This is a genomic window from Burkholderia sp. AU30198 (assembly GCF_020419825.1).
GTDB lineage: Bacteria > Pseudomonadota > Gammaproteobacteria > Burkholderiales > Burkholderiaceae > Burkholderia.
Genome location: NZ_JAIZSA010000027.1, coordinates 18,097 through 42,310 on the forward strand (window position 1 = coordinate 18,097; position 24,214 = coordinate 42,310).

A 24,214-nucleotide genomic window follows, 5' to 3' on the forward strand; every position below is an offset into this window, starting at 1 on the left:
GGCTCAGAACTTCAGCATCAGCTTGATCAGCGCAGCGAAGCGCTTGCCGTACGGCGGCGCGAGCAGGTTGCGCGCGTTCAGGCGCGGCTGCGTGAGCACCGGTTTCATCTTCGAGAACGTCACGAAGCCGTCGTAGCCGTGGTACGCGCCCATGCCGCTCGCACCGACACCGCCGAACGGCAGACTGCCGCACGCGATGTGCATCAGCGTTTCGTTGATCGACACGCCGCCCGAGATCGTTTCGCGCATCACGCGGTCGATCGTGCCGCCGTCCTCGTCGAACAGGTAGAGCGCGAGCGGACGCGGGCGCGCATTCACGTACGCGATCGCCTCGTCGAGCCGCTCGTACGGCACGAGCGGCAGCAGCGGCCCGAAGATTTCCTCCTGCATCAGTTGCGACGCGGCCGGCACCTGCGTGACCGCGCACGGCACGAAGCGGCGCGACGCGGAATCGGATTGCGCGTCGGACAGCGGATGCAGTTGCGCGCCGGCCGCCTGCGCGTCGCTCGCGAGTTGCTGCAGCCGTGCGTAGTGGCGCGGCGACACGATCGTCGTGTAGTCGCCGTTGGCTGACAGGTCGGGGTACATCTTCGCGAACCGTGCGCGCGCGCGCTCGATGAAGGCGGCTTCCATCCCGCGCGGCAGCAGCACATAGTCGGGCGCGATGCAGGTCTGGCCCGCGTTCAGCGTCTTGCCCGCGACGATCGCGTCGACGGCCGCATCGAAGCGCGCGTTCGGGCCGACGATCGCCGGCGACTTGCCGCCGAGTTCGAGCGTGACGGGCGTGAGGTTGTCGGCGGCCGCGCGCATCACGTGGCGGCCGACGTGCGTCGAGCCGGTAAACAGCAGATGGTCGAACGGCAGCCCGCTGAACGCGGCGCCCACTTCCGCATCGCCGTTCACGACCGCGACGTGGTCGCGCGTGAAGGTCTTGGCAATGAGCTGCTCGAACAGCGCCGACGTGCGCGGCGTCAGTTCGGACATCTTGATGATCGCGCGGTTGCCGGCCGCGAGCGCGCAGATCAGCGGGCCGGCCGCGAGCAGCACCGGGTAGTTCCACGGCACGACGATGCCGACCACGCCGAGCGGCTGCGGAATCACCTTCGCGCGCGCCGGGCGCAGCCACTTGTTCATCGGCTTGCGCATCGGCTTCATCCAGCGCTTGCCGTGCTTGAGCGCGTCGTCGATCTCTTCCTTCGCCATCCAGATTTCCGACAGCAGCACTTCCTGCTTCGCGCGATGACCGAAATCGGCGCTGATCGCTTCGGCGAGCGCGTCCGCATGGTCGATCAGCATCGTGCGCAGCGCACGCAGGTGCTGCACGCGCGTTTCCCATGCCGGGTACGGTGCGCGCAGGTAGGCCGCGCGTTGGTCGCGTAGCAGCGACGTCAGTGCATCGACCGACGGCAGCGCTTGCGGGGCCAGTTCGGGCAGGTCGTTCTTCATGTCGTCTCCTCCAGTTGGGCCTGGCTGGTCGGCCGGCCGTCACGCCGCACGCGCACGCTCGGCGAGCGCGGCGACGCGGATCGGGGTGGTGCGTGTCGCGCGGCGCGGGGCCGGATGCGACGTGTGCTCGAAAACCGGTTGCCGCGTGCCGCGGGCGTCGCATCCACGCGACGGTGTGCGCATCCGGAAACCGTGTCGCGGCGCATCTGCATGCCGCGCGATGCGACTGTTGCCGGGCGCGCGACGCGGCGGTGCGACTGCCTGACGGTGCACCGAAGCGGGGCAGCGCGACAGGTCCGTCAAACCATGCCGCGGCGCATCGTGCCGCCGCGGCGACAAACCATCCAAACGGTCGGCAACGACACGCGTCGTTCGATTTCGATCGACTGCGCGCGTGACGCCGAGCCTCTCCGCGCGGGCAGCCGTTTGAAATGAAATGCGGGCTGCGCGCATCGCATCCGGGCAACCCGGTCGGCACGCGGCCTGCAGAACCTGGCGCTGCATCGTCGTCTCTCCCGTTGCGCGACGGATCGGCTTCTCGTGGCCGGCGCATCGTGCAAAGCGAATCGATACATCTTAAATTTAGTTCACGCGGGCGTTTAGAGGAATCGCTCTTGAATCCGCGCGCCGCGCGCGCGACGGCCATTCCTACAATGCCCGAACTACAAGAGGGGACGCGGTCGCGCGGCGGTGCCGGGCGCCTTCCATGACACGACGGAGACGTGACATGCAATACGACTACATCATCGTCGGCGGCGGTTCGGGCGGGTCGAGCCTGGCAGGCCGTCTCGCCGATGCCTGCCCCGATGCGACGATCGCGCTGATCGAGGCCGGCTCGCATACGGAGCGCAACCTGCTCGTCAACATGCCGGTCGGCATCGCGGCGCTGGTGCCGTTCAAGCTCGGCACGAACTACGGCTACGAGACGGTGCCGCAGCCGGGCCTCGGCGGGCGGCGCGGCTACCAGCCGCGCGGGCGCGGGATGGGTGGCTCGAGCGCGATCAACGCGATGATCTACACGCGCGGCCACCCGGGCGACTACGACGAATGGGCGCAGCTCGGTGCGACGGGCTGGGGCTGGCAGGACGTGCTGCCGTATTTCCGCCGCGCGGAGGGCAACGAGCGCGGCGCCGATGCGTGGCACGGTGCGGACGGCCCGCTCACGGTGTCGGATCTGCGCTTTCGCAATCCGTTCTCCGAACGATTCATCCAGGCCGCGCACGCGGCCGGCTATCCGCTGAACGACGACTTCAACGGCGCGACGCAGGAAGGGGTCGGCTTCTACCAGGTCACGCACCGCGACGGCTCGCGCTGCAGCGTCGCCCGCGCGTACATCTACGGCCGCAACCGGCCGAACCTGCACGTGATCACCGATGCGACGGTGCTGCGCGTCGTGTTCGACGGCAAGCGCGCGGCCGGTGTCGCGGTCGCGCGTAACGGGCGCGTCGAGACGCTCGACGCGCGTGCGGAAGTGATCCTGTCGGCCGGCGCGTTCAATTCGCCGCAACTGCTGATGTGTTCGGGGATCGGCCCGGCGGAGCAATTGCGCCGGCACGGGATCGCGGTCGTGCAGGATGCGCCGGACGTCGGCACGAACCTGATCGACCATATCGACTTCATCATCAATACGCGCGTGAATTCATCGGAACTGGTCGGCGTGTGCCTGCGCGGGATCGCGAAGATGACGCCCGCGCTCGCGCGCTATTTCTCGAGCCGCACCGGGATGATGACGAGCAACGTCGCGGAGGCCGGCGGCTTCATCAAGAGCGATCCGTCGCTCGAGCGTCCCGACCTGCAACTGCATTTCTGCACGGCGCTCGTGGACGACCACAACCGCAAGATGCACTGGGGCTTCGGCTATTCGCTGCACGTGTGCGCGCTGCGGCCGTTCAGCCGCGGCACGGTGGCGCTCGCGAGCGGCGATGCGCGCGATGCACCGCTGATCGATCCGCGCTTCTTCAGCGATGCACGCGATCTCGACCTGCTCGTGCGCGGCACGCAGGCAATGCGCAAGATCCTGTCGCAGGCGCCGCTCGCGTCGCAGGGCGGGCGCGAGCTCTACACGCGGGCCGACCAGAGCGAAGCGGAGCTGCGCAAGACGATCGTCGAGCATGCCGACACGATCTATCACCCGGTCGGCACCTGCCGGATGGGTTCGGACGCGCGCGCGGTCGTCGATCCGCAACTGCGCGTGCGCGGCGTCGAAGGATTGCGCGTGGTGGATGCGTCGGTGATGCCGACGCTGGTCGGCGGGAACACGAATGCGCCGTCGGTGATGATCGGCGAGCGTGCGGCGGACTTCATCGTCGCGGCACGCAAGGGCGCGGCGACGCGCGGCGAGGCCGCCGCGGCGGTGCACGGCCGCTGAGCGGCGCGCGCACGGCAGCGGCCATGCTCAGGCAAACGTATCGACGAGGCCGGCGCGGCTCACGCTCGCGGCGGCCGGTGCGGATTGCGCAGCGCCGACTGGTGCATCGACGGCTGACGATCCGTCGCTCCCGCGTCGCGACGACTGGCCGCCGGCGAAGGTCTGCTGCTGGTTCTGCTGCTGCGACGCGAAGCCGCCGTCGCTGACGGTCGCGCTGCCCAGCCCGAGCCCGCCCGCTTCCATTGCCTCGCGCAGCTTCGGCAGCGCGGCTTCGACCGCTTCGCGCACCTGCGCATGCTGCGACACGAACAGCGCGTGCGCGTTGTTGTCCGCGACGCGCAGCACGACCTGCAGCGGACCGAGGTCGGCTGGATTGAGCGTCAGTTCGGCGCTCTGCTGGTGCGCATTCGACAAGAACACGACCTTCTGGCTCAGCGCGTCCGTCCAGTCCGGCGTGCTGATGTGCGGCGCGAGCACGTGCGCGTTCGCGGCGGCGATCGCTCCCGCGGCCGGCGACAACTGCAGGTTCGCCTGGGCCGCGGCCGCAGCCGTGGCGCCTGCCGCGAGCGTCGCGCTGGCGGCCGGATCCGTTGCGTCGCTGGCTGCGGCGAGCGCGTGCTGCTCGCCCGACTGCGCGGTCGCGTTGGCCTGCAGCGCCTGCGCGGTGGCTTGCGCCGGCGTCTGCTGGGTGGCGAGCGCGCCCTTCGCGTCGGCGAGCGTGTGCTCGAAGGTCGGCACCTTCGGCGCCAGCGGTGCGGTGGCGCCGGTCGATGCGGTCGATGCGGTCGACGCGGAGGTCGACGTTGTCGTGCCGGTCGCGGGCATCGCGATCGCGCCCGAGCCACCCGTGAGCCGGGCGAGCGCTGATTGCAACGCATCGCTGCCCGACGCCGGCGTGGCCGGCTGGGCGGCCGCGTCCCGGGTCGCGTGGTCCGCCAGCGTGGCCGTGGCATCGGGCTGGCCGGACACGGCCGTCTTTTGCGCCACGGCAGCGGCAGCGGCGGCAGCATCGGCCGGCGTCGCGTTGTCCGTGCGCGCCTGCAGTTGCGCCTGCACGGCCGCGGCGGCCGCGAGCGCGGCGGCGTCGGGGTTGCTGGCGGCGTTCGTGGTCGTATCGTCGGTCGCGTCGTCGTCATCGGCAGCGGACGGCTTCGTGCCGGCCGCCGGCTTCGTCGAAGCCAGTTTCGTCGACGCATCCGGCACGCTGGAATGCGATGCATCGCGACGCGTGATGATGCTTTGCTTCAGCGACTGCGCGAACGGCATGGCGGCCGTGGCAGCCGTGGCAGCCGTGGCGGGCGCGGCATCGTTGCCGGCGGCGCCGGACGAACCCGAGCTGCGAGCGGCCTTGAGTGCGGTGCCGGCGGTGTCGAGCAGCGCGCCGAGCAGGGGCAGGGGAGGCATGACGGTTCTCTCGTTCGAATGCGGGGGGCGGTTACGACGAACGGGCCGCGTCGGCCCGCATGCGCAGGATCTTCGCGGCGTGTTCGTCGGCGTCGCGCTGTTCGCGCCGGGCGTCGCGCTTCGCTTCCTGCGCCACGCCGCGCGCCTGCAGGATTTCGAACGAGCCGACGGTGCGTTTCTTCTGTTGCCAGTTCGGGCGTGCTTCGTCGATGCGGACTTCGGCCGCGGCCAGCACGTTGCGCTGCTGCGTGATCGCGGCGTCGAGCGTGTCGATGAACGCCTGGAAATTGCGCCAGTTGCCGGCCGGCATCCCGTGCTGTGCGGATTGCGAGAAGCGCGCGTGGTATTCGTCGCGGTAGCGCAGCAGCGCGTCGAGCTGCTCGGCGGCCGCGGTGCGATCGCGCTGCGCGGTGCCGAGCTGCTTCGTGGCCGAGTCGAGATCGTCCTGCGCGCGGTCGAGCAGCAACTGAAGGGGAAAGCCGTGAGCCATCGGGATCAGCCTCCGTAAGCGTCGAACAGTGCATCGAGCCCGGCGAGGCTCGACGCGAACGGCGCGCATTCGCGAAAGCCCTGCTGCAGGAACGCCTCGATGCGCGGATAGAGCGCGATCGCGCGATCGAGCTGCGCGTCGCGGCCGGGCGCGTACGCGCCGACCGCGATCAGGTCGCGATTGCGCTGGTAGCGCGACAGCATCTGCTTGAACTGCCGGACACGGTCGAGATGCGTTTCGTCGATCAGCGCGGTCATCGCGCGGCTGATCGACGCCTCGATGTCGATTGCCGGATAGTGGCCGGCCTCGGCGAGCGCGCGCGACAGCACGACGTGGCCGTCGAGGATCGCGCGTGCCGAATCGGCGATCGGGTCCTGCTGGTCGTCGCCTTCGGTCAGCACCGTGTAGAACGCGGTGATCGAGCCGCCGCCTTCCGGCCCGTTGCCGGTGCGCTCGACGAGCGCGGGCAGCTTCGCGAACACCGACGGCGGGTAGCCCTTCGTCGCGGGCGGCTCGCCGATCGCCAGTGCGATCTCGCGCTGCGCCATCGCGTAGCGCGTCAGCGAATCCATCAGCAGCAGCACGTGCTTGCCCTGATCGCGGAAATACTCGGCGAGCGACGTCGCGTAGGCCGCGCCCTGCATCCGCAGCAGCGGCGACACGTCGGCCGGCGCCGCGACGACGACCGAGCGCGCGAGCCCGTCCTCGCCGAGGATCTGTTCGATGAATTCCTTCACTTCGCGGCCGCGTTCGCCGATCAGCCCGATCACGATCACTTCCGCGCTGGTGTAGCGCGCCATCGTTCCGAGCAGCACCGACTTGCCGACGCCGGAGCCCGCGAACAGGCCCATCCGCTGCCCGCGGCCGACCGTGAGCAGCGCGTTGATCGCGCGCACGCCGACGTCGAGCACGTGATGGATCGGTTCGCGCTCGAGCGGGTTGATCGACGGCGCCGACAGCGGCGCGTCGACCTTCGATCCGAGCGGGCCGAGGCCGTCGAGCGGGCGGCCCGACGCGTCGACGACGCGCCCGAGCATCTCCCAGCCGACCGGCAGGCGCTTCGCACCCGCAAGCGGATCGGCGACGGGCGCGCTTTCGCGCGGCCACACGCGTGCGCCGGGCAGGACGCCCGCGACGTCGGTGGTCGGCATCAGGAACAGGCGATCGCCGGCGAAGCCGACGACTTCGGCTTCCGCATGCGGCAGCGTACTGCCGGGCGGCAGTTCGATCGTGCATTCGGCGCCGACCGACAGGCGCAGCCCGATCGCCTCGAGCACGAGGCCGGCCGCGCGCGTCAGGCGCCCGCACGGCCGCAACGGCAGCGCGCGGTGGCTGCGCGCGGCGAGCCCGTTCAGGTGGGTGCGCCAGTGCGCGAGATGCGGGTTGTGCGGCGCGCGCGGCGTGGCGCCGGACGCGTCGGCCGCCGTGGCGGCGCCGTGCGGGGCGGTGTCATGTGTGGCGTCGTGCGCGGTGTCCGGGCCGAACGACGCAAGCGCGAGTTCGCGTTCGAGCGGCGTCATGCCGTCGTGCAGGATCGATTCGGGCGTGGGCGTCACCATGCGCTCACCTTGCCGATCGCGGCGGCGACGCGCTGCCAGCGCGTGGGCAGCGTCGCGTCGACCTCGCCGGTCGCGGCGTGCGCGCGGCAGCCGCCGCGCTCGATCGACGCGTCGGTGTGCACGTTCCAGCCGAGCGTATCGAGATCGTCCTGCAGATAGGCTTCGACGACGGGCAGGTCGGCCGGATTCACCGCGAGATGCGGCGCGCCGGACAGCGCGGGTTCGGCCGCGAGCACGTCGCGCACGGCCGCGACGAGCGCGGCCGGGTCGTGCTTCACGTGCTGGCGCACGACCTGCTGCGCGATGTCGAGCGCGAGCTGCGCGAGGTCGGCGGCCAGATCGTGTTCGACGGTCAACACGGCCTCGCGGAACGACGCGGCGAGTGCCGCGAGCTGCGCGGCCTGTTCACGCGCGTCGGCCTGGCCGGCTTCGAAACCTTGTTCACGGCCCTGGTCGAAACCGGCCTGGTAGCCGAGCGCCTGGCCTTCGACGTGGCCGGCCGCATGGCCTTCGGCGTGCGCGGCGTCGCGCACGCGCTGCAGTTCCTCGGCGAGCGCGGCGGCAGCCGCGGCCGCGTCGTCGGGCGGCGGCGGGGGCGGCGGCGGGTCGAACGACGCCATCTCCCACCGCTGGTAGGCGGTGAGGGTGCCCGCGCGATCGCTCGCCGAATCAGACATACGCGTCTTCCGCCTTGCCGCCGATCGCGATCGCGCCGCTCTCGGCCAGGTTGCGCACGATCTGCAGGATGCGGCGCTGCTGCGTCTCGACGTCGGACACGCGTACCGGGCCGCGCGCGTCGAGATCCTCGGCGAGCAGTTCGGCCGCGCGCTGCGACATGTTCGCGAGGAATTTCTGGCGCAGTGCCGGCGGCGCGCCCTTCAGCGCGATGATCAGCGTTTCCGACTCGACTTCCTTGAGCACCATCTGGATCGCGCGATCCTCGAGGTCGAGCAGGTTCTCGAACACGAACATCTGGTCGATGATCTTCTGCGCGAGTTCGGCATCGTACTGGCGCACGCTTTCGAGCACGCCTTCCTCATGCACGCTCGTCATGAAGTTCAGGATCTCGGCCGCGGTGCGGATGCCGCCCATCGGGCTGCGCTTCAGGTTGTCGCTGCCGGACAGCAGGCCCGTCAGCACGTCGTCGAGTTCACGCAGCGCGGCCGGCTGGATGCCGTCGAGCGTCGCGATCCGCAGGATCACGTCGTTACGCAGCCGCTCCGTGAAGCACGACGCGATTTCCGACGCCTGGTCGCGGTCGAGGTGCACGAGGATCGTCGCGATGATCTGCGGATGCTCGTTCTTGATCAGTTCGGCCACGGCGCCCGAATCCATCCACTTCAGGCCCTCGATGCCGCTCGTGTCGCTGCCCTGCAGGATGCGGTCGATCAGCACGCCGGCCTTGTCCTCGCCGAGCGCCTTGGTCAGCACCGAGCGGATGTACTCGCTCGAATCGAGCGACAGCGCGGTGTGCTGCTCCGCTTCCTTCGCGAATTCGTGCAGCACGTCCTCGACCTGCTCGCGCGTGACGTTCTTCAGCGCGGCCATCGCGGCGCCGATCTTCTGGACCTCGCGCGGCGCGAGGAACTTGAATACCTGCGCGGCCTCTTCCTCGCCGATCGACATCAGCAGGAGCGCGCTCTTGGTCAAGCCTTCAGCGTTCATCGGACACCCAGTTCTTCACGACGGTGGCGACGATCTTCGGATCCTGGCGGGCGATCGTGCGCGCGTAGTCGAGGTTGCGTTCGTAACGGTTCTTTTCGCTCTCGAACCCGAGCAGCAGCGCGTCGGATTCCTCGGCCTTCTCCAGTGCCGGCAGGCCGTCGAGCGCGACCGGATCGTCCGGCGCGGCGAGCGCCGGCGCGACCGGCTCGGGCGGCGGGAACGCGCGGCGCATCGCCGGGCGCACGAACATGAAGTAGAGCGCCGCCGCGGCCGCCGCGATGCCGAGCCATTTCGCGGCTTCCTTCGCCATCTCGATCATGTCTGGCTGGCGCCACCACGGCAGGTCGGCGTACGGGTCGCTGACGGTCGAGAACGCGCTGTTCACGACGTTCACCGAGTCGCCGCGCTTCTCGTCGTAGCCCATCGCGTCCTTCACGAGCTGTTCGACCTGCGCGAGCTTCGCGGGCGGCAGCGGCTGCATCGTCACGTGGCCCTTCGCGTCGGCGACCGGCTGGTAGTTGACGACGACCGCGACCGACAGCCGCTTCACGCTGCCCATCGGCTGTTCGAGGTGGCGGATCGTCTTGTCGACCTCGTAGTTGGTCGTCTGGTCCTTGCGGTCGCTCACGGGCGTCGTCTGCGGCGCGTTCGGGCCGTTGCCGGCGACGATCGGCGCGGATGCCGGCTGCGGCGGCGTGTTCGACAGCGCGCCCGGCACGCCCGACGCGCCGCCCTGCGCGAGTTCGGTCGCGCTGCTGGTCTGCTGGCTGCGGATCGCGGCCTGCTGCGGCACGCCGTTCGGGCCGTAGCTTTCCGACGTCTGCTCGATCTTCGAGAAATCGAGGTCCGCGCTGACCTGCGAACGCGCGTTGCCCGCGCCGAAGATCGGCGCGAGGATCGCGTCGATGCGCTTCTGCGTGTTGTGCTCGACCTGTTGCACGTACTTGAGCTGACTGGCGTCGAGGCCGGATGCCGACGCGGTCTGGGTCAGCAGGTTGCCGTCCTGGTCGACGACCGTCACGTTCTTCGCGGGCATGTCGGGCACGCCGGACGACACCATCCGCGTGATTGCCTGGACCTGGCCCTCGTCGAGCACGCGGCCCGGGTAGAGGTCGACGAATACCGACGCGCTCGGCGCTTCCTTGTCGCGCACGAACACCGACGGCTTCGGGATCGCGAGATGCACGCGCGCGCCGCGCACGGCGTTGATCGATTCGATGGTGCGCTGCAGCTCGCCTTCGAGCGCGCGCTGGTAGTTGATCTGTTCGGCGAACTGGCTGATGCCGAATTTCTGGTTGTCCATCAGCTCGAAGCCGACCGAGCCGCCCTTCGGCAGCCCCATCGCGGCGAGCTTCAGGCGCGTTTCATGCACCTGGTTCGACGGCACGAGGATCGCGCCGCCGGCATCGGCGAACTTGTAGGGAACGTTTGCCTGCTGGAGCGCAGCAATGATCGCGCCGCCATCGCGATCCGACAGGTTGCTGTACAGCACGCGGTAGTCGGGCGCGCGGCTCCACAGCACGAGCGCGGTGATCACGGCGATCGCGAACGCGACGGCGATCAGGAACGGCAGCTTCGGGTTGCCCTTCATCCGCGAGATGCCGGGAATGCGTTCCGCGAAGCCGCCAAGCCCGAAGTCCGCGCCTGCGCCACCCGCGCCCGGCAACGCGGCGGCCGCGGCGGCGCCGGGCGCCGGGCTGGCGAGGCCCGCGCGGGCGTCTGGGTTGATCAGCGAGTTGGCCTGCGAATCCATGCGTCGAGTTTCTCCGGAGCGGGACGACTGAGCTCGCTCGGACGAGCGGGCGGACAATGACACGATGCGATTATCGTGATCCGGGCCGGACTCCGATCGACCGAAAAGAGCGGGGTTTCCCCCGTACTTTCTCGGCTTTGACGCGCGGCGCGCTGCTATCCTTTTTCGCGATCCGGCATGGTGCGCGTGGTGCGGCGCCGGCGGACACGCCCGGTGGTCCGGGACTCTTCTCTCAGTTTTGGGGACAGCATGACTGCGAACGTCAGCGGAATCGGTTCGGTGTTGCAACAGATGCAGTCGATGGCCGCGCAAGCGTCCGGCGGCGTCGCGAGCCCGACGGCGGCGCTGGCCGGCTCGGGCGCGGCGACGGCCGGCACGTTCGCGAGCGCGATGAAGGCGTCGCTCGACAAGATCAGCGGCGACCAGCAGCACGCGCTCGGCGAGGCGCAGGCGTTCGAGGTCGGCGCGCCGAACGTGTCGCTGAACGACGTGATGGTCGACATGCAGAAAGCGAACATCGGCTTCCAGTTCGGGCTCCAGGTCCGCAACAAGCTCGTGAGCGCTTACAACGACATCATGCAGATGTCGGTGTGATGGGCCGGCCATCCGGGGACGGCCATCCGGGGCGGCCATCCGGTGAGCCCGCCCGGGCTGGCCCTGCCGCCGCCGGGCAGGCCCCGCTTGCCTAAAGCTTTCCCGATCCCTTCCGATAACTCCGGTGAAGGCCGCGTCGTGCGATGCACGATGTCGGTTCCCGTATAGCCAAGGCATAACAAGGAGAAGCGCATGTTTTCCCCAGGGCACGCTGGAGCCAGTGCATACGCGCGTGTCGGCGTCGAGACAGGGGTGATGGGCGCCTCCCCGCACCGGTTGACCGCGATGCTGTACCAGGGCGCGCGGCAGGCGGTGGCGCTCGCGCGCATGCATCTGCAGCAGGGCAATGTGCCCGCGCGCGGCGAGGCGATCGGCAAGGCGATCCGGATCGTCGAGAGCGGGCTGAAGGCGTCGCTGAACCGCGACGCGGGTGGCGAGATCGCGGAGCGGCTGGACGCGCTGTATGCGTATATCTGCGGGCGTTTGCTGGAAGCGAACGCGCAGGCGAGCGACGCGATGCTGGTCGAGGTCGACGGGCTGCTCGCGACGCTCGAGGAAGCATGGACGGGGATCGCCCCGGAAGTCGCGCGGATGGCCGCGCAACAGGCAGTGGAAGCATCAAGATGAATCGCAAGGCCGAATACTTCGAACGTTACGAGGCGCTCGCCGCCGTGTCGGGCCGGATGCTGTGCGCTGCGCGCAGCGCCGACTGGAGCGCGTTGCCGGGGTTGCAGGCCGAATTCATGCAGTTGGTCGACGGGCTCAAGGAAGCCGATCCGGGTGTCGTGCTCGACGAATCGGATCTCGGCCGCAAGCTCGACCTGATCCGCCGCATCCTGGCCGACGACGCCGCGATCCGCGATCTCGCGAGCCCGGACGTCGCGCGGCTGTCCGCGCTGTTCGAGGCGCGGCGCTCGACCAAGGTATTGACCGATCTCTACCGCGCGCGCGGGTAGGGCCCGTTTCCGGGGAAACGGGCGCGGGGGCGCACGAGCCCGTTGCGGCAGACGCGCAGTTCCCGCGGGCGGCACCGATGTGCCGCTCCCGGATTCGCAACGAAGTGGCTGAGGTGAGCAGGCTCCGATCATGACCGGTATCGACTCCGTTGCGGCCGCGCTGCTGGCGAGCCGCCTCGACAGCCTGCTGACCGGCACCGTGTCGGCACCCGCCGGCGGCGGCGCGACCTCGCAGGTCGGCACGCCGGGCACCGGCGCGTCGTCCTCGCCTGCGGCCGGCAGCCCGCCCGCCGCGCCACCCGCTTCCACCCAGACCGCACTGTCCGAGGTCGGGCGCGTGCTCGACGCGATCTCGCGCGCGGGCGGCGACTCGACGCCGGCCATCGCCGGCCGCGCGCCGTTGCTGGCCGACCCCACCGTGCTGCTGACCGACACGGCGGTGCCGGCCCGCGCGCCGGCCTTGTCCGATCCGGCTGCGTCTTCCTCGCCGGCTTCCGCTGCGGCGGTGCACGAAGCAGCCGCGGCCCTGCCGGTCGCGGCGCTGCGTGCAGCGCTCGCGCAGGCCGTGAGCGAAAGCGGCCTTTTCTACGAATCCCATCTGGCGCAGTGGCTGGCGGGCCAGCGTCCGCTCGCGGCGCTGATGCGCGAGCCGCAGGCACGCCTCGCGGCCGCACTCGCGCCGGCCGACCCGGATGCCGCGCAGCACGGCGCGACCGATGTGCTCGACGAGCTGCTCGCGCAGCGCCCGCCGTTGCCTGCCACCGCGCGGGCGACGGCGCAGCCGGGTATGCCGGCCCAGGGCGGTGCGCCGGCTCGCGATCCTGCGCAGGCCTTGCCGGCAGGCGTGCGACAGGGCGCGTCGCTGTCGCCCGAGATGGCCGATCTGCTCGGCGAGCGTCCCGATGCGCGCTGGACGCCCGCGCGCGCCGAACTGGCCACCGCATCGTCCGATTCGCAGGCACAGACGCAGACGCTTGCGCCCGTCCATCCGGCCGCCGTGCCGCTCGTCAGGCAGCAGCTCGACGCGCTCGCGACCGACCAGTTCCGCTGGACGGGCGACGCGTGGCCCGGCGCGCGGCTCGACTGGACGATCGAGCCCGACGATCCGGGCAGCCGCGCACCGCGCGGCGACGACGGCGCGGGCGACGGTATCGCCTGGCGCACGCGCCTGACGCTGACGTTGCCGTCGCTCGGCACGGTCGACGCTGAGCTGGTGCTGAACGGCACGCAACTGGTTGCGCGGCTGCGTGCGAACCAGACCGGCGCCGACCGTCTCACGCGGCACGAGGCGGCGCTGCGGCAGCGGCTTGAAGTGTCGGGGCTCAAGGTGGGCGGGCTGTCGATCCGCGCGGTCGACGACGGCCCGGACGGCTTCGACCTGTTTGCGGCTCAGGCGGCGGCCGCCGCGTATGCGCGCGGCGCGGCCGGCGGCCCGGCGACGCGAGCGCCGGATATCGACGACGAGGCGCTGCAATGAGCATGACGTCCCGCAAGCGCGCGGCTGCGCTCGTCTACGATCCGAAGGGCGGCGACGCGGCGCCGCGCGTAGTTGCAAAGGGCTACGGCGTGCTCGCCGAGATGATCGTCGCGCGCGCACACGATGCGGGGTTGTACGTGCATACGGCGCCGGAGATGGTGTCGCTGCTGATGCAGGTCGACCTCGACGACCGGATTCCGCCGCAGCTCTACCAGGCGGTCGCGGATCTGCTCGCGTGGCTGTATGCGCTCGACCGCACCGAGCCCGCGCCGGACGACGTCGGGCCGCGCTTTCCGCTGCCGCCGCTGCGCTGACGGGCTGACGGGCCGGCGCCGCGCGATTCATTACGAAACGCTATCGCTGCCTTTCGCGGTCATTCCGGTGACATTTTCGGTCTATTGATCGGCATCGTGGCGTAACGCACGCGCTTCGTCCGCATTTCTTCTCTATTCGGGGGCGCCGCTACGTGCCCGGGCGGATTGAGCCGCCAATAGATTTATGTAATGATATCCATTCTCATTTTCATGTTGCTCGGGCGGCGCGCATTTTCTGTGCGCCGCCCGTTGTTTTGAACGAATGGAAACTTTCGCGTGAACGCGCCCGAAACGATCAATCCGCCCAAGACGGGTACTTCCCGCGCGGGCGTCACCGTGCTGCACCCGGCGGCCCGCCCGCTGAGCGACGACGAACTGGCCGCGCGCCGCCAGCGTTCGCGTCGCGCGACCTTCATCAAGTGGCTGCGCAAGGTGCACGGCTGGGTCGGGCTGTGGGGCGCGGTGCTCGGGCTGCTGTTCGGTGTGACGGGCGTGCTGCTCAACCACCGTGCGCCGCCGTTGAAGATTTCGACCGGCGAGCCGCAGGTCGAGGAGATGCAGATCGCGCTGCCGGATCCGGCGCCGAAGACGCCCGCCGCGATGATGAAGTGGCTGCAGCACGAACTGCATTTCGACGGCAAGCCGGGCCGCATGCGCAAGGAATCCGCGCAGCCGGTGGCGTGGGGCGATCAACGCGTGATGCAGCCCGAGCACTGGCAGATGGGCCTGTTCGGCCCGCATCAGAACCTGCAGGCCGAATACTGGGTCGGTAACGGCTACGTCGCGGTGAAGCGCACGGGCAACACGTTCCTGACGACGCTGAACAACCTGCATCGCGGCGTCGGGATGAATCTCGGCTGGGTGCTGCTGATGGACACGATCGCGGGGTCGCTGATCCTGCTGTCGCTGACCGGCGTGCTGCTGTGGACCGAGCTGAACAAGCGCCGCACGGTCGGCGTCGTGCTGGTGGTGGGTTCGGTCGCCGCGGCGCTTGCCGCCGGCCTGACCTGATCGGCGGTCATTGCGCCGGTCTGGTGCCGGCGCGTGCGCCCCTTTGGCCGGTTCCGTCTGCTTCGCTCGTTGCGGCCGCGTGCCCGGCGCCGGCCTGACCTGATCGGCGGTCATTGCGCCGGTCTGGTACCGGCGCGTGCGCCCCTTTAGCCGGTTCCGTCTGTTTCGCTCGTTGCGGCCGTGTGATTGCCGCCGGCCTGACCTGATCGGCGACACGCGCTGGCCTGGTGCAGGCGCGTGCCTTTTCGTCAGTTTTGTCCGCCTGGCGCGTTGCGGCCGCGTACCCGGCGCGACCCTGCGCCGGCGTCGATAGCGATCAGAGTCCGCAGGCCGTGCCGCTGTTCGCGGCGATCTCGCGCGCGGCCTTCGCGCCCTCGACCTGCAGGATCGTCGGCAGCGACACGTTGTTTTTCGCGGCGGTGATCTCGGCGAGGATCGAGATCGCGATTTCCGGTGGCGTCCGGCTGCCGATGTAGATGCCGGCCGGCCCATGCAGCCGGCTCAGTTCCGCTTCGTTCAGATCGAATTCGCGCAACCGCTCGCGTCGCGCCGCGTTGTTGCGTCGCGAGCCGAGCGCGCCCACGTAGAACGCGGGTGTCTTCAGCGCCTCCATCAGCGCGAGATCGTCGAGCTTCGGATCGTGCGTGAGCGCGATCACGGCCGAACGCGCGTCGAGCTTCATGTCGAGCACCGTATCGTCGGGCATCGTGTGCACGACGCGCGTACCCGGCACGTCCCATGCATCCGTGTATTCCTCGCGCGGATCGCACACCGTCACCTGGTAGTCGAGCCCGACCGCGATCTGGCACAGATAGCGCGACAACTGGCCCGCGCCGATCACGAGCATCCGGTAGCGCGGCCCGTGGATCGTCACGAGCCGCTCGCCGTCGAACGCGAGCCCGTCGGCCGCCTGCGCGGGCGACAGCGAAGCACGGCCGGTCGCGAGCGTCATCGTGCGCGTGACGAGGCGGCCGGCCTCGACTTCCTCGCACAGCGCGGTAATCCCGCTGTCGCGCGTGAGCGGCTCGAGCACGAGCTGGATCGTGCCGCCGCAAGGCAGCCCGAAGCGGTGGGCTTCCTCGGCCGTTACGCCGTACTTGAGCGCTTCCGGGCGCGCGTCGGCCGCGATCCCGCTCGCGTGCACGCGGGCGATCAGGTCGTCCTCGATACACCCGCCGGACACGGAGCCGACCACGAGCCCGTCCTCGCGCACCGCGAGCATCGCGCCTTCGGGGCGCGGCGACGAGCCCCACGTCTTCACGACCGTCACGAGCAGCACGCGGCGCCCTTCTTCGAGCCAGCGTGCGCTGGATTTCAATACATCGAGATCGACGCTTTCCATCATCTTCTTCCTGTTGCCGGACGGCCCGCTGCCCGGGACCGTCGTTCGATGGCGGGATTATGAACCGCGCGGCGCGCACGCGCAGGCGGTGCGGTGGCTCGAGCGGGCCAATCCGGAGAATCGGGCAAGACATCGCGACAATCGGACAGCGATTGATCGCGGGAACGGCGCAGCGGCCGGTTCGGGGGAGGGGGTGCCGCGCGGGGCCGGTGGTGGCCCCGCGGGTTGTCGCGTCATCGCGCGGCATGCGCGCGCGACGACGGCGCTCAGTGCGCGTCGTGGTGACCGTGCGCGAGCTTCGAGTGGTGGCGCGAGTACAGGAAGTAGATCACGAGGCCGATCACGAGCCACACCCCGAACGCGGCCCACGTGACGGGCTCCAGGTTCAGCATCAGGAACAGGCACGACGCGACCGCGAGGATCGGCACCACGGGCACGCCGGGGCAGCGGAATGCGCGCGGCAGATCGGGGTGCGTGCGGCGCAGTACGAGCACCGCGATCGACACCATCGAGAACGCGGCGAGCGTGCCGATGTTGATCAGCTCGGCGAGCACGTTGAGCGGCACGAGCGCGGCGATCAGCCCGAAGAACAGGCCGACGAGCCAGGTCGTCAGGAACGGCGTCGCGTAGCGCGGGTGCACGCGCGACAGCGTCGCCGGCAGCAGCCCGTCGCGCGACATCGCGAAGATCACGCGCGTCTGGCCGTAGCTCATCACGAGGATCACGGTCAGCATGCCGAGCACGGCGCCGAGATCGATGAAGCCCGCGACCCAGTTCTCGCCGGCAACCTGCAGCGCGTACGAAATCGGGTGCGAGATGTTCGCGTACTGGGCCGACGGCACGATGCCGGTCGCGACTGCGGCGACCGTCACGTACAGCACCGCGCACACCGCGAGCGACGCGATGATGCCGATCGGCAGGTCGCGTTTCGGGTTCTTCACTTCCTCGGCCGCCGACGATACCGCGTCGAAGCCGATGAACGCGAAGAACATCACGGCCGCCGCGCCGAACACGCCGTTCCAGCCGTGCGGCATGAACGGCTTCCAGTTCGCGGGCGTCACGTGGAACACGCCGACCGCGATCACGAGCAGCACGACCGACACCTTGATGAACACCATGATGTTGTTGATGCGGGTCGACTCGCGGATGCCGATCGACAGCAGCGTCGTGATCACGATCATCACGAGGAACGCGGGCAGGTTGAACCACGTGACGACACCCGGCACCGCACCGGGCGCGGCTGTCAGCACGGTGGGCAGCGTGAGCCCGAAGCCCTGCAGCAGCGACTGCAGGTAGCCCGACCAGCCGACCGACACGGCCGACGACGCGAGGCCGTATTCGAGCATCAGGTCCCAGCCGATGATCCACGCGACGAGCTCGCCGAGGGTGGCGTACGAATACGTGTAGATCGAGCCGGCGACGGGGATCGTCGACGCGAATTCCGCGTACGACAGCGCGGCGAGGCCGCACGCGATCGCGGCGATCACGAACGACAGCATCAGCGCGGGGCCGGCCTGCACGGCGCCGGTACCGGTCAGCACGAAAATGCCGGTGCCGATGATCGCGCCGATGCCGAGGAAGGTGAGGTCGATCGCGCCGAGCGCTTTCTTGAGCCCGGCGCTGTGCGCGCCGGCGATCATGCGATCGACGTTTTTCTTGCGGAAGAGAGACATTGCGGATGAATCGCCAGCGCGCGCGGGCGCGGTAGCACTGGCCGAGTGAAAACCCGTAATTTTAGCCGATTTGGCGCATAAAACCCGCTGCGGCGCAGCGGCGCGCCGCGAAATCGTCCGATAAAACAAGCGCTTGCGCGCCAGACGGGCGGCTGTGGGCCGCGGCGCGGCGTGCGCCGCGTCGCTGGATCGGGTGAGTCGGTTGAATCAGTTGAATCGGGGCGGGGAGATCAGGCACCCGCCGTGGGCGACATGTCGACGAGCCGGTTGCTCATCACGTAGAACGTGAGTTCGGCGTTGTTCGACAGCCGCATCTTCTCGAGCAGCCGCGACCGGTACACGCTCACCGTCTTCACGGACAGCGACAGCGTGTTCGCGATGTCGGTGAGCCGCTTGCCCGACGCGAGCATGCAGAGCGTCTGGTATTCGCGGTCGGACAGTTTCTCGTGCGGCAGCGGCTCGTTCTCGAACGACACGTATTCGGCGAGCGCCTCGGCCATCGCGGGGCTCACGTACTTGCGGCCGGCCGCGACCTGCTGGATCGCGCCGATCATCTGCGCGGCATTGACCGTCTTCGACAGGTAACCGGCGGCGCCGGCCTTCAGCGCGCGTACCGCGTACTGGTCCTCGCGGTACATCGAGAACATCAGCACCGGGGTGCGCGGCAGCTTGCGCTTGACGCGCTTGAGCACTTCGATGCCATTCGTGTCCGGCAGCGAGATGTCGAGCAGGATCACGTCGAATTCCTGCTTGTCGACGGCGGCCATTGCGTCGCCGCCGTTCTCGGCCTCGGTGACGTCGCGTGCGACGCCGCGGTCGATCAGCAGCTGGCGGATCCCTTGCCGGACGATCGCGTGATCGTCCACGAGCAGGATGTTCAGGCTCATGACGACCTCACGAAAGCGACGCGCGGCGGGCCGCGACGGGCACCGCGAGCAGCGAACCCCAAGCGAAGCGCGCGGTGACGCGCGTGCCGTGGCCGGTTTCCGGCGTGGCCGTCTCGAAGTGGCCGCCGAATGCCTCGCAACGGGCGCGCATGCCGGCGAGGCCGTAGCCGGTGCGGCGGCTCCGGGAGAAACCGGTACCATCGTCGGAGACAATCAGTGACAGATGCGTGCCGTCGGTGGCGATCCGCACGTCGACCGACGTCGCGCGCGCGTGCTTCGCGACGTTCGACAACGCTTCCTGCGCGACGCGGAATACCGCGAGCGCGCTCGCGCCGGCGATCTGCGTCAGGCGTGCGTCGGCCGCGCACACGAAGCTGGTGCGCAGGCCGGTGCGTGCCGCATGGGTGTCGACCCACGACGACAACGCGCCGACCACGCCCGCATCGAGCGCCGGCGTGTCGCGCTCGTCGATCAGCCGGCGATTCGCGTCGGTGGCGGCGTCGAGCGCCTGCTGAGCCAGCTCCAGCGCGCGCAGGCACCCGTCCGGCGCATCGGCCGGCAGCCACGTTTGAACGTTTGCGAGCGCGAAACGCGCAGCGGTGAGTTCGGCGCCGAGCCCGTCATGCAATTCGCCGGCCAGGTGGCGGCGAGCCGCTTCGTCGGCGGCGAGCAGTTGGGCGGACAGCGCGGCGATCCGCGCGGCGGAGGTGCCGCGTTTCGACCCGGCGTCGGCGATGGGCGGAGTCGCGACGCAGCCCGGCACGAGCTGTTGCGACGGGAACGGGGCGTGGGCGCCCAAGGGCGCGTTAAGCGACGTATCCATGACTCTCCCTGCTGTCAGAAAGCGGTTCAGACACCGGCTGGCTGCGTGGATCGGCTGCCGTTTCGATGACGGTCGCCGCCAGAGAATCGCCTCCAGCCGAGGTAACAAAAGTTACGTTCTGTAACACTTGCATCCGACCCTTCCACTCCCATCCAAACGGCAACCACGCGCGGCGAATAATATCTCAAAATTTCTGAAAAGGTCATGTCGGGCGGACATTTAAGGGTAAATGTGAATAATCGGAATGAACGTGTTGTAGGAAAAACACTGACACCCGAGCACCGGACGATGACGTATCCAAATGTAACTATTTGAGATGGGATGATCCCAATTTGTTACGAATTCGCCAAGTAGGGATGAAAAAAAACCGGAGCTTTCGCTCCGGTTCTTGATGACGCGCAAATTGGGGGATCGATCAGTCCACGAATGCGCGCTCGATCACGTAGTGGCCCGGCGTGCTGTTCTTGCCTTCGACGAGGCCGGCCTGCTTCAGCAGGTCGGTCGTGTCCTTCAGCATCGCGGTGCTGCCGCACAGCATCACGCGGTCGTTTTCCGGCGAGAACGGCGGCACGTCGAGATCGGTGAACAGCTTGCCCGTCGAGATCAGGTCGGTGATCCGGCCTTCGTTGTCGAACGCTTCGCGCGTGACCGTCGGGTAGTAGACGAGCTTTTCCTTGATGATGTCGCCCAGGTACTCGTGGCCCGGCAGGTCGTGCTTGATGAAGTCCATGTACGCGAGCTCGCCCTTCAGGCGGCACGTGTGCGTGAGGATCACCTTGTCGAAGCGTTCGTAGATGTCCGGATCGCGGATGATCGACATGAACGGCGCGAGGCCCGTGCCCGTCGACAGCATCCACAGCGTCTTGCCCGGCAGCAGGTTGTCGGCGACCAGCGTGCCCGTCGGCTTCTTTCCGATCAGCACCGTGTCGCCTACCTTCAGGTGCTGCAGGCGCGACGTCAGCGGGCCGTTCTGCACCTTGATGCTGAAGAATTCAAGATGCTCTTCGTAGTTCGGGCTGACGATCGAGTAGGCGCGCGCGAGCGGCTTGCCGTCGACCTCGAGGCCGACCATCGTGAATTCGCCGTTGTTGAAGCGCAGGCTCGCCTCACGGGTGCAGGTGAAGCTGAACAGCGTGTCGGTCCAGTGATGGACGGATTGGACGGTGGCGGTGTCGTATTTGCTCATGGCTTTGAAAACGGACGCGCGTAGCGAACGCGAGTAACGGGCCCAAAAATGGGCAAAAAACCGAGTGCGTCGGCCCGATCGCGGATCGGCCGGCCGGCGCGTCGGACACGCGCCTTCTCGATGACAGACGTTTGAGGAACTCGTTATTTTACCCTGTTGACGCGGATCGCGGGCTTGACCCCCGCGGCCGCGCGGATTTGGCGCAACGAATTATTTCAATCTGCTTTCGATTTTCAGCGTTCGGCCGCGAGTTTCGCGCCGAGGCCGACGAGCGCCACGCCGCACAGCGCGTCGAGCGGGCGCCGCACGCGCCGGTAGCCGCGTTGCGCGCGCGGGCTCGCGAACAGGTACGCGACGCACGAATACCAGCCGGCCGACAGCACGCCGATCGTCACCAGCACCGCGCCGTTGAACCACAGCGGCACGTGCGCGGGCAGCATCGCCGCGAACACGCTGGTCCAGAATGCGCACGATTTCGGATTCGTCAGGCAGGTGAACAGGCCGCTGCGATACGCGCGCAGGTAGTCGCGCGCGTGCGGCGCGGCCAGCGGCGCGCGTTCGTCGGGCGCGTCGGCCGGCGCCGCGTCGCGGCGCATGCCCGCGCGCAGCAGCTTGAAGCCGAAGTACACGAGGTACACGGCCCCGCCGATCCGGATCGCCTCGTACAGCCATTCGACCTGGTGCAGCACGGCCGCGAGGCCGAGCATCGCGAGCGTCGCCCATGCGACCGACGCGGTGCCGACACCGAGCGCCGACGCGGCACCGAGGCTGCGCCGCCCCGCGAGCGACAGTTGCGAAATCATGAAGAAATTCGGGCCGGGGGTGATCGCCGCGACGAGATAGACGACGGCGATTTGCAGCAGGATCGGCAGGTAGGTCATGGCGGCGCAGCCCGATGGCGGGCGCTGGCGGAAAGGGCGACCCGTTAATGTAGCGCGCGTTGCGCGGCTGCGCATTGGCGGCGCGCAAGCGGGCTGACATCCGGCCGATACCGGGAACGTTATTGCGGATCGAGGCGCAGGCGCGCGATGTACGGCAGGTGGTCCGACAGCCACGCGGCCTCGCCGGACGGTGCGCGCCATTCGAGCGGCGTCAGCCCGCGCACGAACATCTTGTCGAGCGCGAGCGCCGGCGAGAACGCGGGGAACGTGCGGCCCGATTCGCCGAGCAGCGTCGCGACCTCGGACAGCCCGATCTCGCCGAACAGCGCGACCGAATCGTTGCGCCAGTCGTTGAAATCGCCGGCGAGCATCAGCGGGCCGTCGCCCGCGTTGCGCACGATCCAGTGCGCGATCCAGTGCATCTGGCGCAGCCGCGCGGCGCGCGTGAGCGCGAGGTGCGCGCACAGCAGCGTGACCGGGCGCGCGCCCGCGAGCGTCGCGCGCGCGACCAGCAGCCCGCGCCGCTCGAAGCGGTGCGCCGAGATGTCCCAGCGGCCGCCGAGGTCGAGCGGATGCGGCGACAGGATCGCATTGCCGTGCCGCCACGACGGCTTGAACACGTTCGGCCCGAGCGCGATCTGCCAGTCGAGCGCATGCGCGATCTCGGTGGCCTGGCAGTGCCATACGTCGTCGACCGCGTCGTCCATCGGCGCGCCGAAGCCGGGCGCGAGCACGGGGCGCGGCATGCGGCGCGCCATCGCTTCCTGCAGGAAATACACGTCGGCGTGCGTCGACTGCATCCAGTTGCGCATCGCGTTCCACGCGGTAAAGCCGAGCGGCGAGCGGCCCTTGTGCAGGTTCCAGCTCACCGCGGTGAGTTCGTCGGGCGCGGCGTGTGGGTCGGCGAACGGCAGGGACAGGGCGTCGGCGGACATGACGCTCAATCCTTCGCGACGTGCGCACGCACGCGGTACACGAGGTGCGGATGCTGTTCGACCAGCGTCCAGTCGGTCCACGCGTCGCTGCCGACCGACAGGCCGGGGTGACTCGCGACGATTTGCCGCGGCGATGCGGGCAGGCACGGATCGGCCGGCTTCGCGCCTTCGTCGTCGATCGTTTCCTGCACGTCGAGCGCGAGCGACACGGTGTTCGCGCCGGCATCGACGGTGAGCGGCGCGACCGTCACCGAGCGCGCGCGCTCGGTCGGCACGACACGCGCGGCATTGCCGCAGCCGACCGGCACGGCGGACGGATAGCGATGGGTATCGGTACGGGTCTGACCCACGGTGGTGCGCTGCTGGAACGTGTCGATGGTCTGACCGTCGCGCACCACCTGGATCTCCCATGCGACGGAGGCCGGTGCGGGGCTCTGCGCATGGGCGGCGAGCGCGACGCTCGCGAGCAGGACGGCCAGGCCGTGTTTCAGCATGAAACGTCTCCGGAAACGCGGAATAGCGGGGAACGGACGCACATCTTACGCCCGATCGTTTTCGATCGCGATGTGACAGGACGCGCCATCGCAGGTTCACCGCACGACGCGATCCTGTTCAAAAGGTAGGGCCGCGTCATGCGTTTTCAAGCGAAAAAGCGCGTGAACTCCGCGACGGGCGCGCGCTCGGTGACGAGCCGGTTCTCGATCGCGTCCGGGTCCGCATGGCCGAGCGACATCCCGCAGACCAGCTGCTCGTTGGCGGGAATGCCGAGGTGTTCGGCGACGATCCGGTGAAACGGCACGAACGCGGCCTGCGGGCAGGTATCGAGCCCGCGTGCGCGGGCGGCCGTCATCACGCCCTGCAGGAACATCCCGCAGTCGAGCCATGCACCGTGCGTCATCACGCGGTCGAGCGTGAAGAACAGTGCGACCGGTGCATCGAAGAAGCGGAAGTTGCGTGCGTGCTGCGCATGCATGCGCGCCTTCTCGTCGCGGCCGATGTTCAACAGGCCGTACAGGTCCCAGCCGACCTTGCGGCGCCGGTCGATATACGGCGACACCCATTCGCGCGGGTAGTAGTCGTACTCGGCGACGTATTTCTCGTCGCGCGCGGGATCGTCGTGGGCCGCGGTGAGCGCGGCGGCGAGCGCATCGCGCGTGGCGCCCGTCGCGACGTACACGCGCCACGGCTGGATGTTGGTGCCCGACGGCGCGCGGCTTGCGGCTTCGAGGATCGCCTCGAGTGTGTCGCGCGGCACGGGCGTCGGCAGGAACGCGCGGATCGCGCGGCGCGACGTGAGCGCCGCGTCGACGGCGCCGGTCGCATCGGCATCGACGCGCGGGAAAGCAACGGGAACGGACATCGGCATACCTTCGGGACGGGGTCCGACGCGCCGCGCGGGCGCGGTCGGCAAGGCCGGTGCGGCAGGTGGGTGAACCGACGATCATACGCC

Annotated in this window: 23 protein-coding genes; 7 read left to right on the forward strand and 16 right to left on the reverse strand. The window is 69.2% G+C overall.

The annotated features are described in order from the left end of the window. Window positions 1-3 precede the first annotated feature (3 nt). Window positions 4-1,446 (reverse strand): coniferyl aldehyde dehydrogenase, encoded by a 1,443-nt coding sequence (locus LGN19_RS36370; protein WP_122946496.1) that lies wholly within the window; start codon window positions 1,444-1,446, stop codon window positions 4-6. A 727-nt stretch (window positions 1,447-2,173) separates the two neighbouring features. On the opposite strand from LGN19_RS36370, the gene LGN19_RS36375 reads away from it, so the two are divergent. Beyond that, complete coding sequence (locus LGN19_RS36375) at window positions 2,174-3,814, forward strand: GMC family oxidoreductase (RefSeq protein ID WP_226219911.1); 1,641 nt, start codon at window positions 2,174-2,176, stop codon at window positions 3,812-3,814. 27 nt (window positions 3,815-3,841) lie between these two features. Here the strand turns inward: LGN19_RS36375 and LGN19_RS36380 are convergent, their stop codons facing one another. The 6 genes from LGN19_RS36380 to fliF are packed head-to-tail and all read right to left on the reverse strand — an operon-like array spanning window position 3,842 to window position 10,685. Beyond that, window positions 3,842-5,218, reverse strand: coding sequence for a flagellar hook-length control protein FliK (locus LGN19_RS36380; protein ID WP_226219912.1), 1,377 nt, complete (start codon window positions 5,216-5,218; stop codon window positions 3,842-3,844). A 31-nt stretch (window positions 5,219-5,249) separates the two neighbouring features. Further along, a complete protein-coding gene (gene fliJ, locus LGN19_RS36385) occupies window positions 5,250-5,708 on the reverse strand; it encodes a flagellar export protein FliJ (RefSeq protein WP_122946493.1) in 459 nt (152 codons plus the stop codon). Between the two features lie 5 nt (window positions 5,709-5,713). After that, window positions 5,714-7,267, reverse strand: a complete 1,554-nt coding sequence (gene fliI / locus LGN19_RS36390; RefSeq protein ID WP_226219913.1) for a flagellar protein export ATPase FliI — start codon at window positions 7,265-7,267, stop codon at window positions 5,714-5,716. Beyond that, window positions 7,261-7,944, reverse strand: a complete 684-nt coding sequence (fliH, locus tag LGN19_RS36395; protein ID WP_226219914.1) for a flagellar assembly protein FliH — start codon at window positions 7,942-7,944, stop codon at window positions 7,261-7,263. Before fliH ends, fliI begins: the two co-directional genes overlap by 7 nt. After that, window positions 7,937-8,932, reverse strand: coding sequence for a flagellar motor switch protein FliG (fliG, locus tag LGN19_RS36400; RefSeq protein ID WP_122946491.1), 996 nt, complete (start codon window positions 8,930-8,932; stop codon window positions 7,937-7,939). Before fliG ends, fliH begins: the two co-directional genes overlap by 8 nt. Continuing rightward, a complete protein-coding gene (gene fliF, locus LGN19_RS36405) occupies window positions 8,922-10,685 on the reverse strand; it encodes a flagellar basal-body MS-ring/collar protein FliF (RefSeq protein WP_226219915.1) in 1,764 nt (587 codons plus the stop codon). Before fliF ends, fliG begins: the two co-directional genes overlap by 11 nt. A 249-nt stretch (window positions 10,686-10,934) precedes the next feature. Between fliF and fliE the strand changes: the two genes are divergently transcribed. From fliE to LGN19_RS36435, 6 genes are all read left to right on the forward strand, one after another. Further along, window positions 10,935-11,279 (forward strand): flagellar hook-basal body complex protein FliE, encoded by a 345-nt coding sequence (fliE, locus tag LGN19_RS36410; RefSeq protein WP_021164033.1) that lies wholly within the window; start codon window positions 10,935-10,937, stop codon window positions 11,277-11,279. A gap of 192 nt (window positions 11,280-11,471) precedes the next feature. Continuing rightward, window positions 11,472-11,906, forward strand: a complete 435-nt coding sequence (gene fliS, locus LGN19_RS36415; RefSeq protein WP_226219916.1) for a flagellar export chaperone FliS — start codon at window positions 11,472-11,474, stop codon at window positions 11,904-11,906. Further along, entirely contained in the window at window positions 11,903-12,235 is a 333-nt protein-coding gene (locus LGN19_RS36420) for a flagellar protein FliT (protein WP_205788888.1), read from the forward strand. Before fliS ends, LGN19_RS36420 begins: the two co-directional genes overlap by 4 nt. 130 nt (window positions 12,236-12,365) lie before the next feature. Continuing rightward, entirely contained in the window at window positions 12,366-13,712 is a 1,347-nt protein-coding gene (locus LGN19_RS36425) for a flagellar hook-length control protein FliK (RefSeq protein ID WP_226219917.1), read from the forward strand. After that, complete coding sequence (locus tag LGN19_RS36430) at window positions 13,709-14,026, forward strand: EscU/YscU/HrcU family type III secretion system export apparatus switch protein (RefSeq protein WP_226219918.1); 318 nt, start codon at window positions 13,709-13,711, stop codon at window positions 14,024-14,026. Before LGN19_RS36425 ends, LGN19_RS36430 begins: the two co-directional genes overlap by 4 nt. A gap of 276 nt (window positions 14,027-14,302) precedes the next feature. Continuing rightward, a complete protein-coding gene (locus tag LGN19_RS36435) occupies window positions 14,303-15,037 on the forward strand; it encodes a PepSY-associated TM helix domain-containing protein (RefSeq protein ID WP_226219919.1) in 735 nt (244 codons plus the stop codon). Window positions 15,038-15,353: 316 nt separating this feature from the next. On the opposite strand, the gene LGN19_RS36440 is transcribed toward LGN19_RS36435, so the two are convergent. The 9 genes from LGN19_RS36440 to LGN19_RS36480 all read right to left on the reverse strand — a co-directional run bounded on the left by LGN19_RS36440 (window position 15,354) and on the right by LGN19_RS36480 (window position 24,124). Then, the gene (locus tag LGN19_RS36440; protein ID WP_226219920.1) at window positions 15,354-16,379 is read right to left on the reverse strand and encodes an XdhC family protein; all 1,026 of its coding nucleotides are present in this window, start codon (window positions 16,377-16,379) and stop codon (window positions 15,354-15,356) included. Between the two features lie 266 nt (window positions 16,380-16,645). Beyond that, entirely contained in the window at window positions 16,646-18,052 is a 1,407-nt protein-coding gene (locus tag LGN19_RS36445; protein ID WP_122946483.1) for an amino acid permease, read from the reverse strand. Window positions 18,053-18,282: 230 nt separating this feature from the next. Continuing rightward, window positions 18,283-18,939, reverse strand: a complete 657-nt coding sequence (rqpR, locus tag LGN19_RS36450) for a response regulator transcription factor RqpR (protein ID WP_122946482.1) — start codon at window positions 18,937-18,939, stop codon at window positions 18,283-18,285. 7 nt (window positions 18,940-18,946) lie between these two features. Beyond that, window positions 18,947-19,762, reverse strand: coding sequence for a quorum system sensor histidine kinase RqpS (gene rqpS, locus LGN19_RS36455; RefSeq protein ID WP_122946481.1), 816 nt, complete (start codon window positions 19,760-19,762; stop codon window positions 18,947-18,949). A 415-nt stretch (window positions 19,763-20,177) separates the two neighbouring features. After that, window positions 20,178-20,948, reverse strand: coding sequence for a ferredoxin--NADP reductase (locus LGN19_RS36460; protein WP_226219921.1), 771 nt, complete (start codon window positions 20,946-20,948; stop codon window positions 20,178-20,180). A gap of 233 nt (window positions 20,949-21,181) precedes the next feature. Further along, window positions 21,182-21,829, reverse strand: coding sequence for a LysE family translocator (locus LGN19_RS36465; protein ID WP_122946480.1), 648 nt, complete (start codon window positions 21,827-21,829; stop codon window positions 21,182-21,184). Window positions 21,830-21,948: 119 nt separating this feature from the next. Beyond that, window positions 21,949-22,764, reverse strand: coding sequence for an endonuclease/exonuclease/phosphatase family protein (locus LGN19_RS36470; RefSeq protein WP_226219922.1), 816 nt, complete (start codon window positions 22,762-22,764; stop codon window positions 21,949-21,951). 5 nt (window positions 22,765-22,769) lie between these two features. Next, complete coding sequence (locus tag LGN19_RS36475) at window positions 22,770-23,258, reverse strand: hypothetical protein (protein WP_122946479.1); 489 nt, start codon at window positions 23,256-23,258, stop codon at window positions 22,770-22,772. 146 nt (window positions 23,259-23,404) lie between these two features. Continuing rightward, window positions 23,405-24,124, reverse strand: a complete 720-nt coding sequence (locus tag LGN19_RS36480; RefSeq protein WP_226219923.1) for a nitroreductase — start codon at window positions 24,122-24,124, stop codon at window positions 23,405-23,407. Window positions 24,125-24,214: the final 90 nt, after the last annotated feature.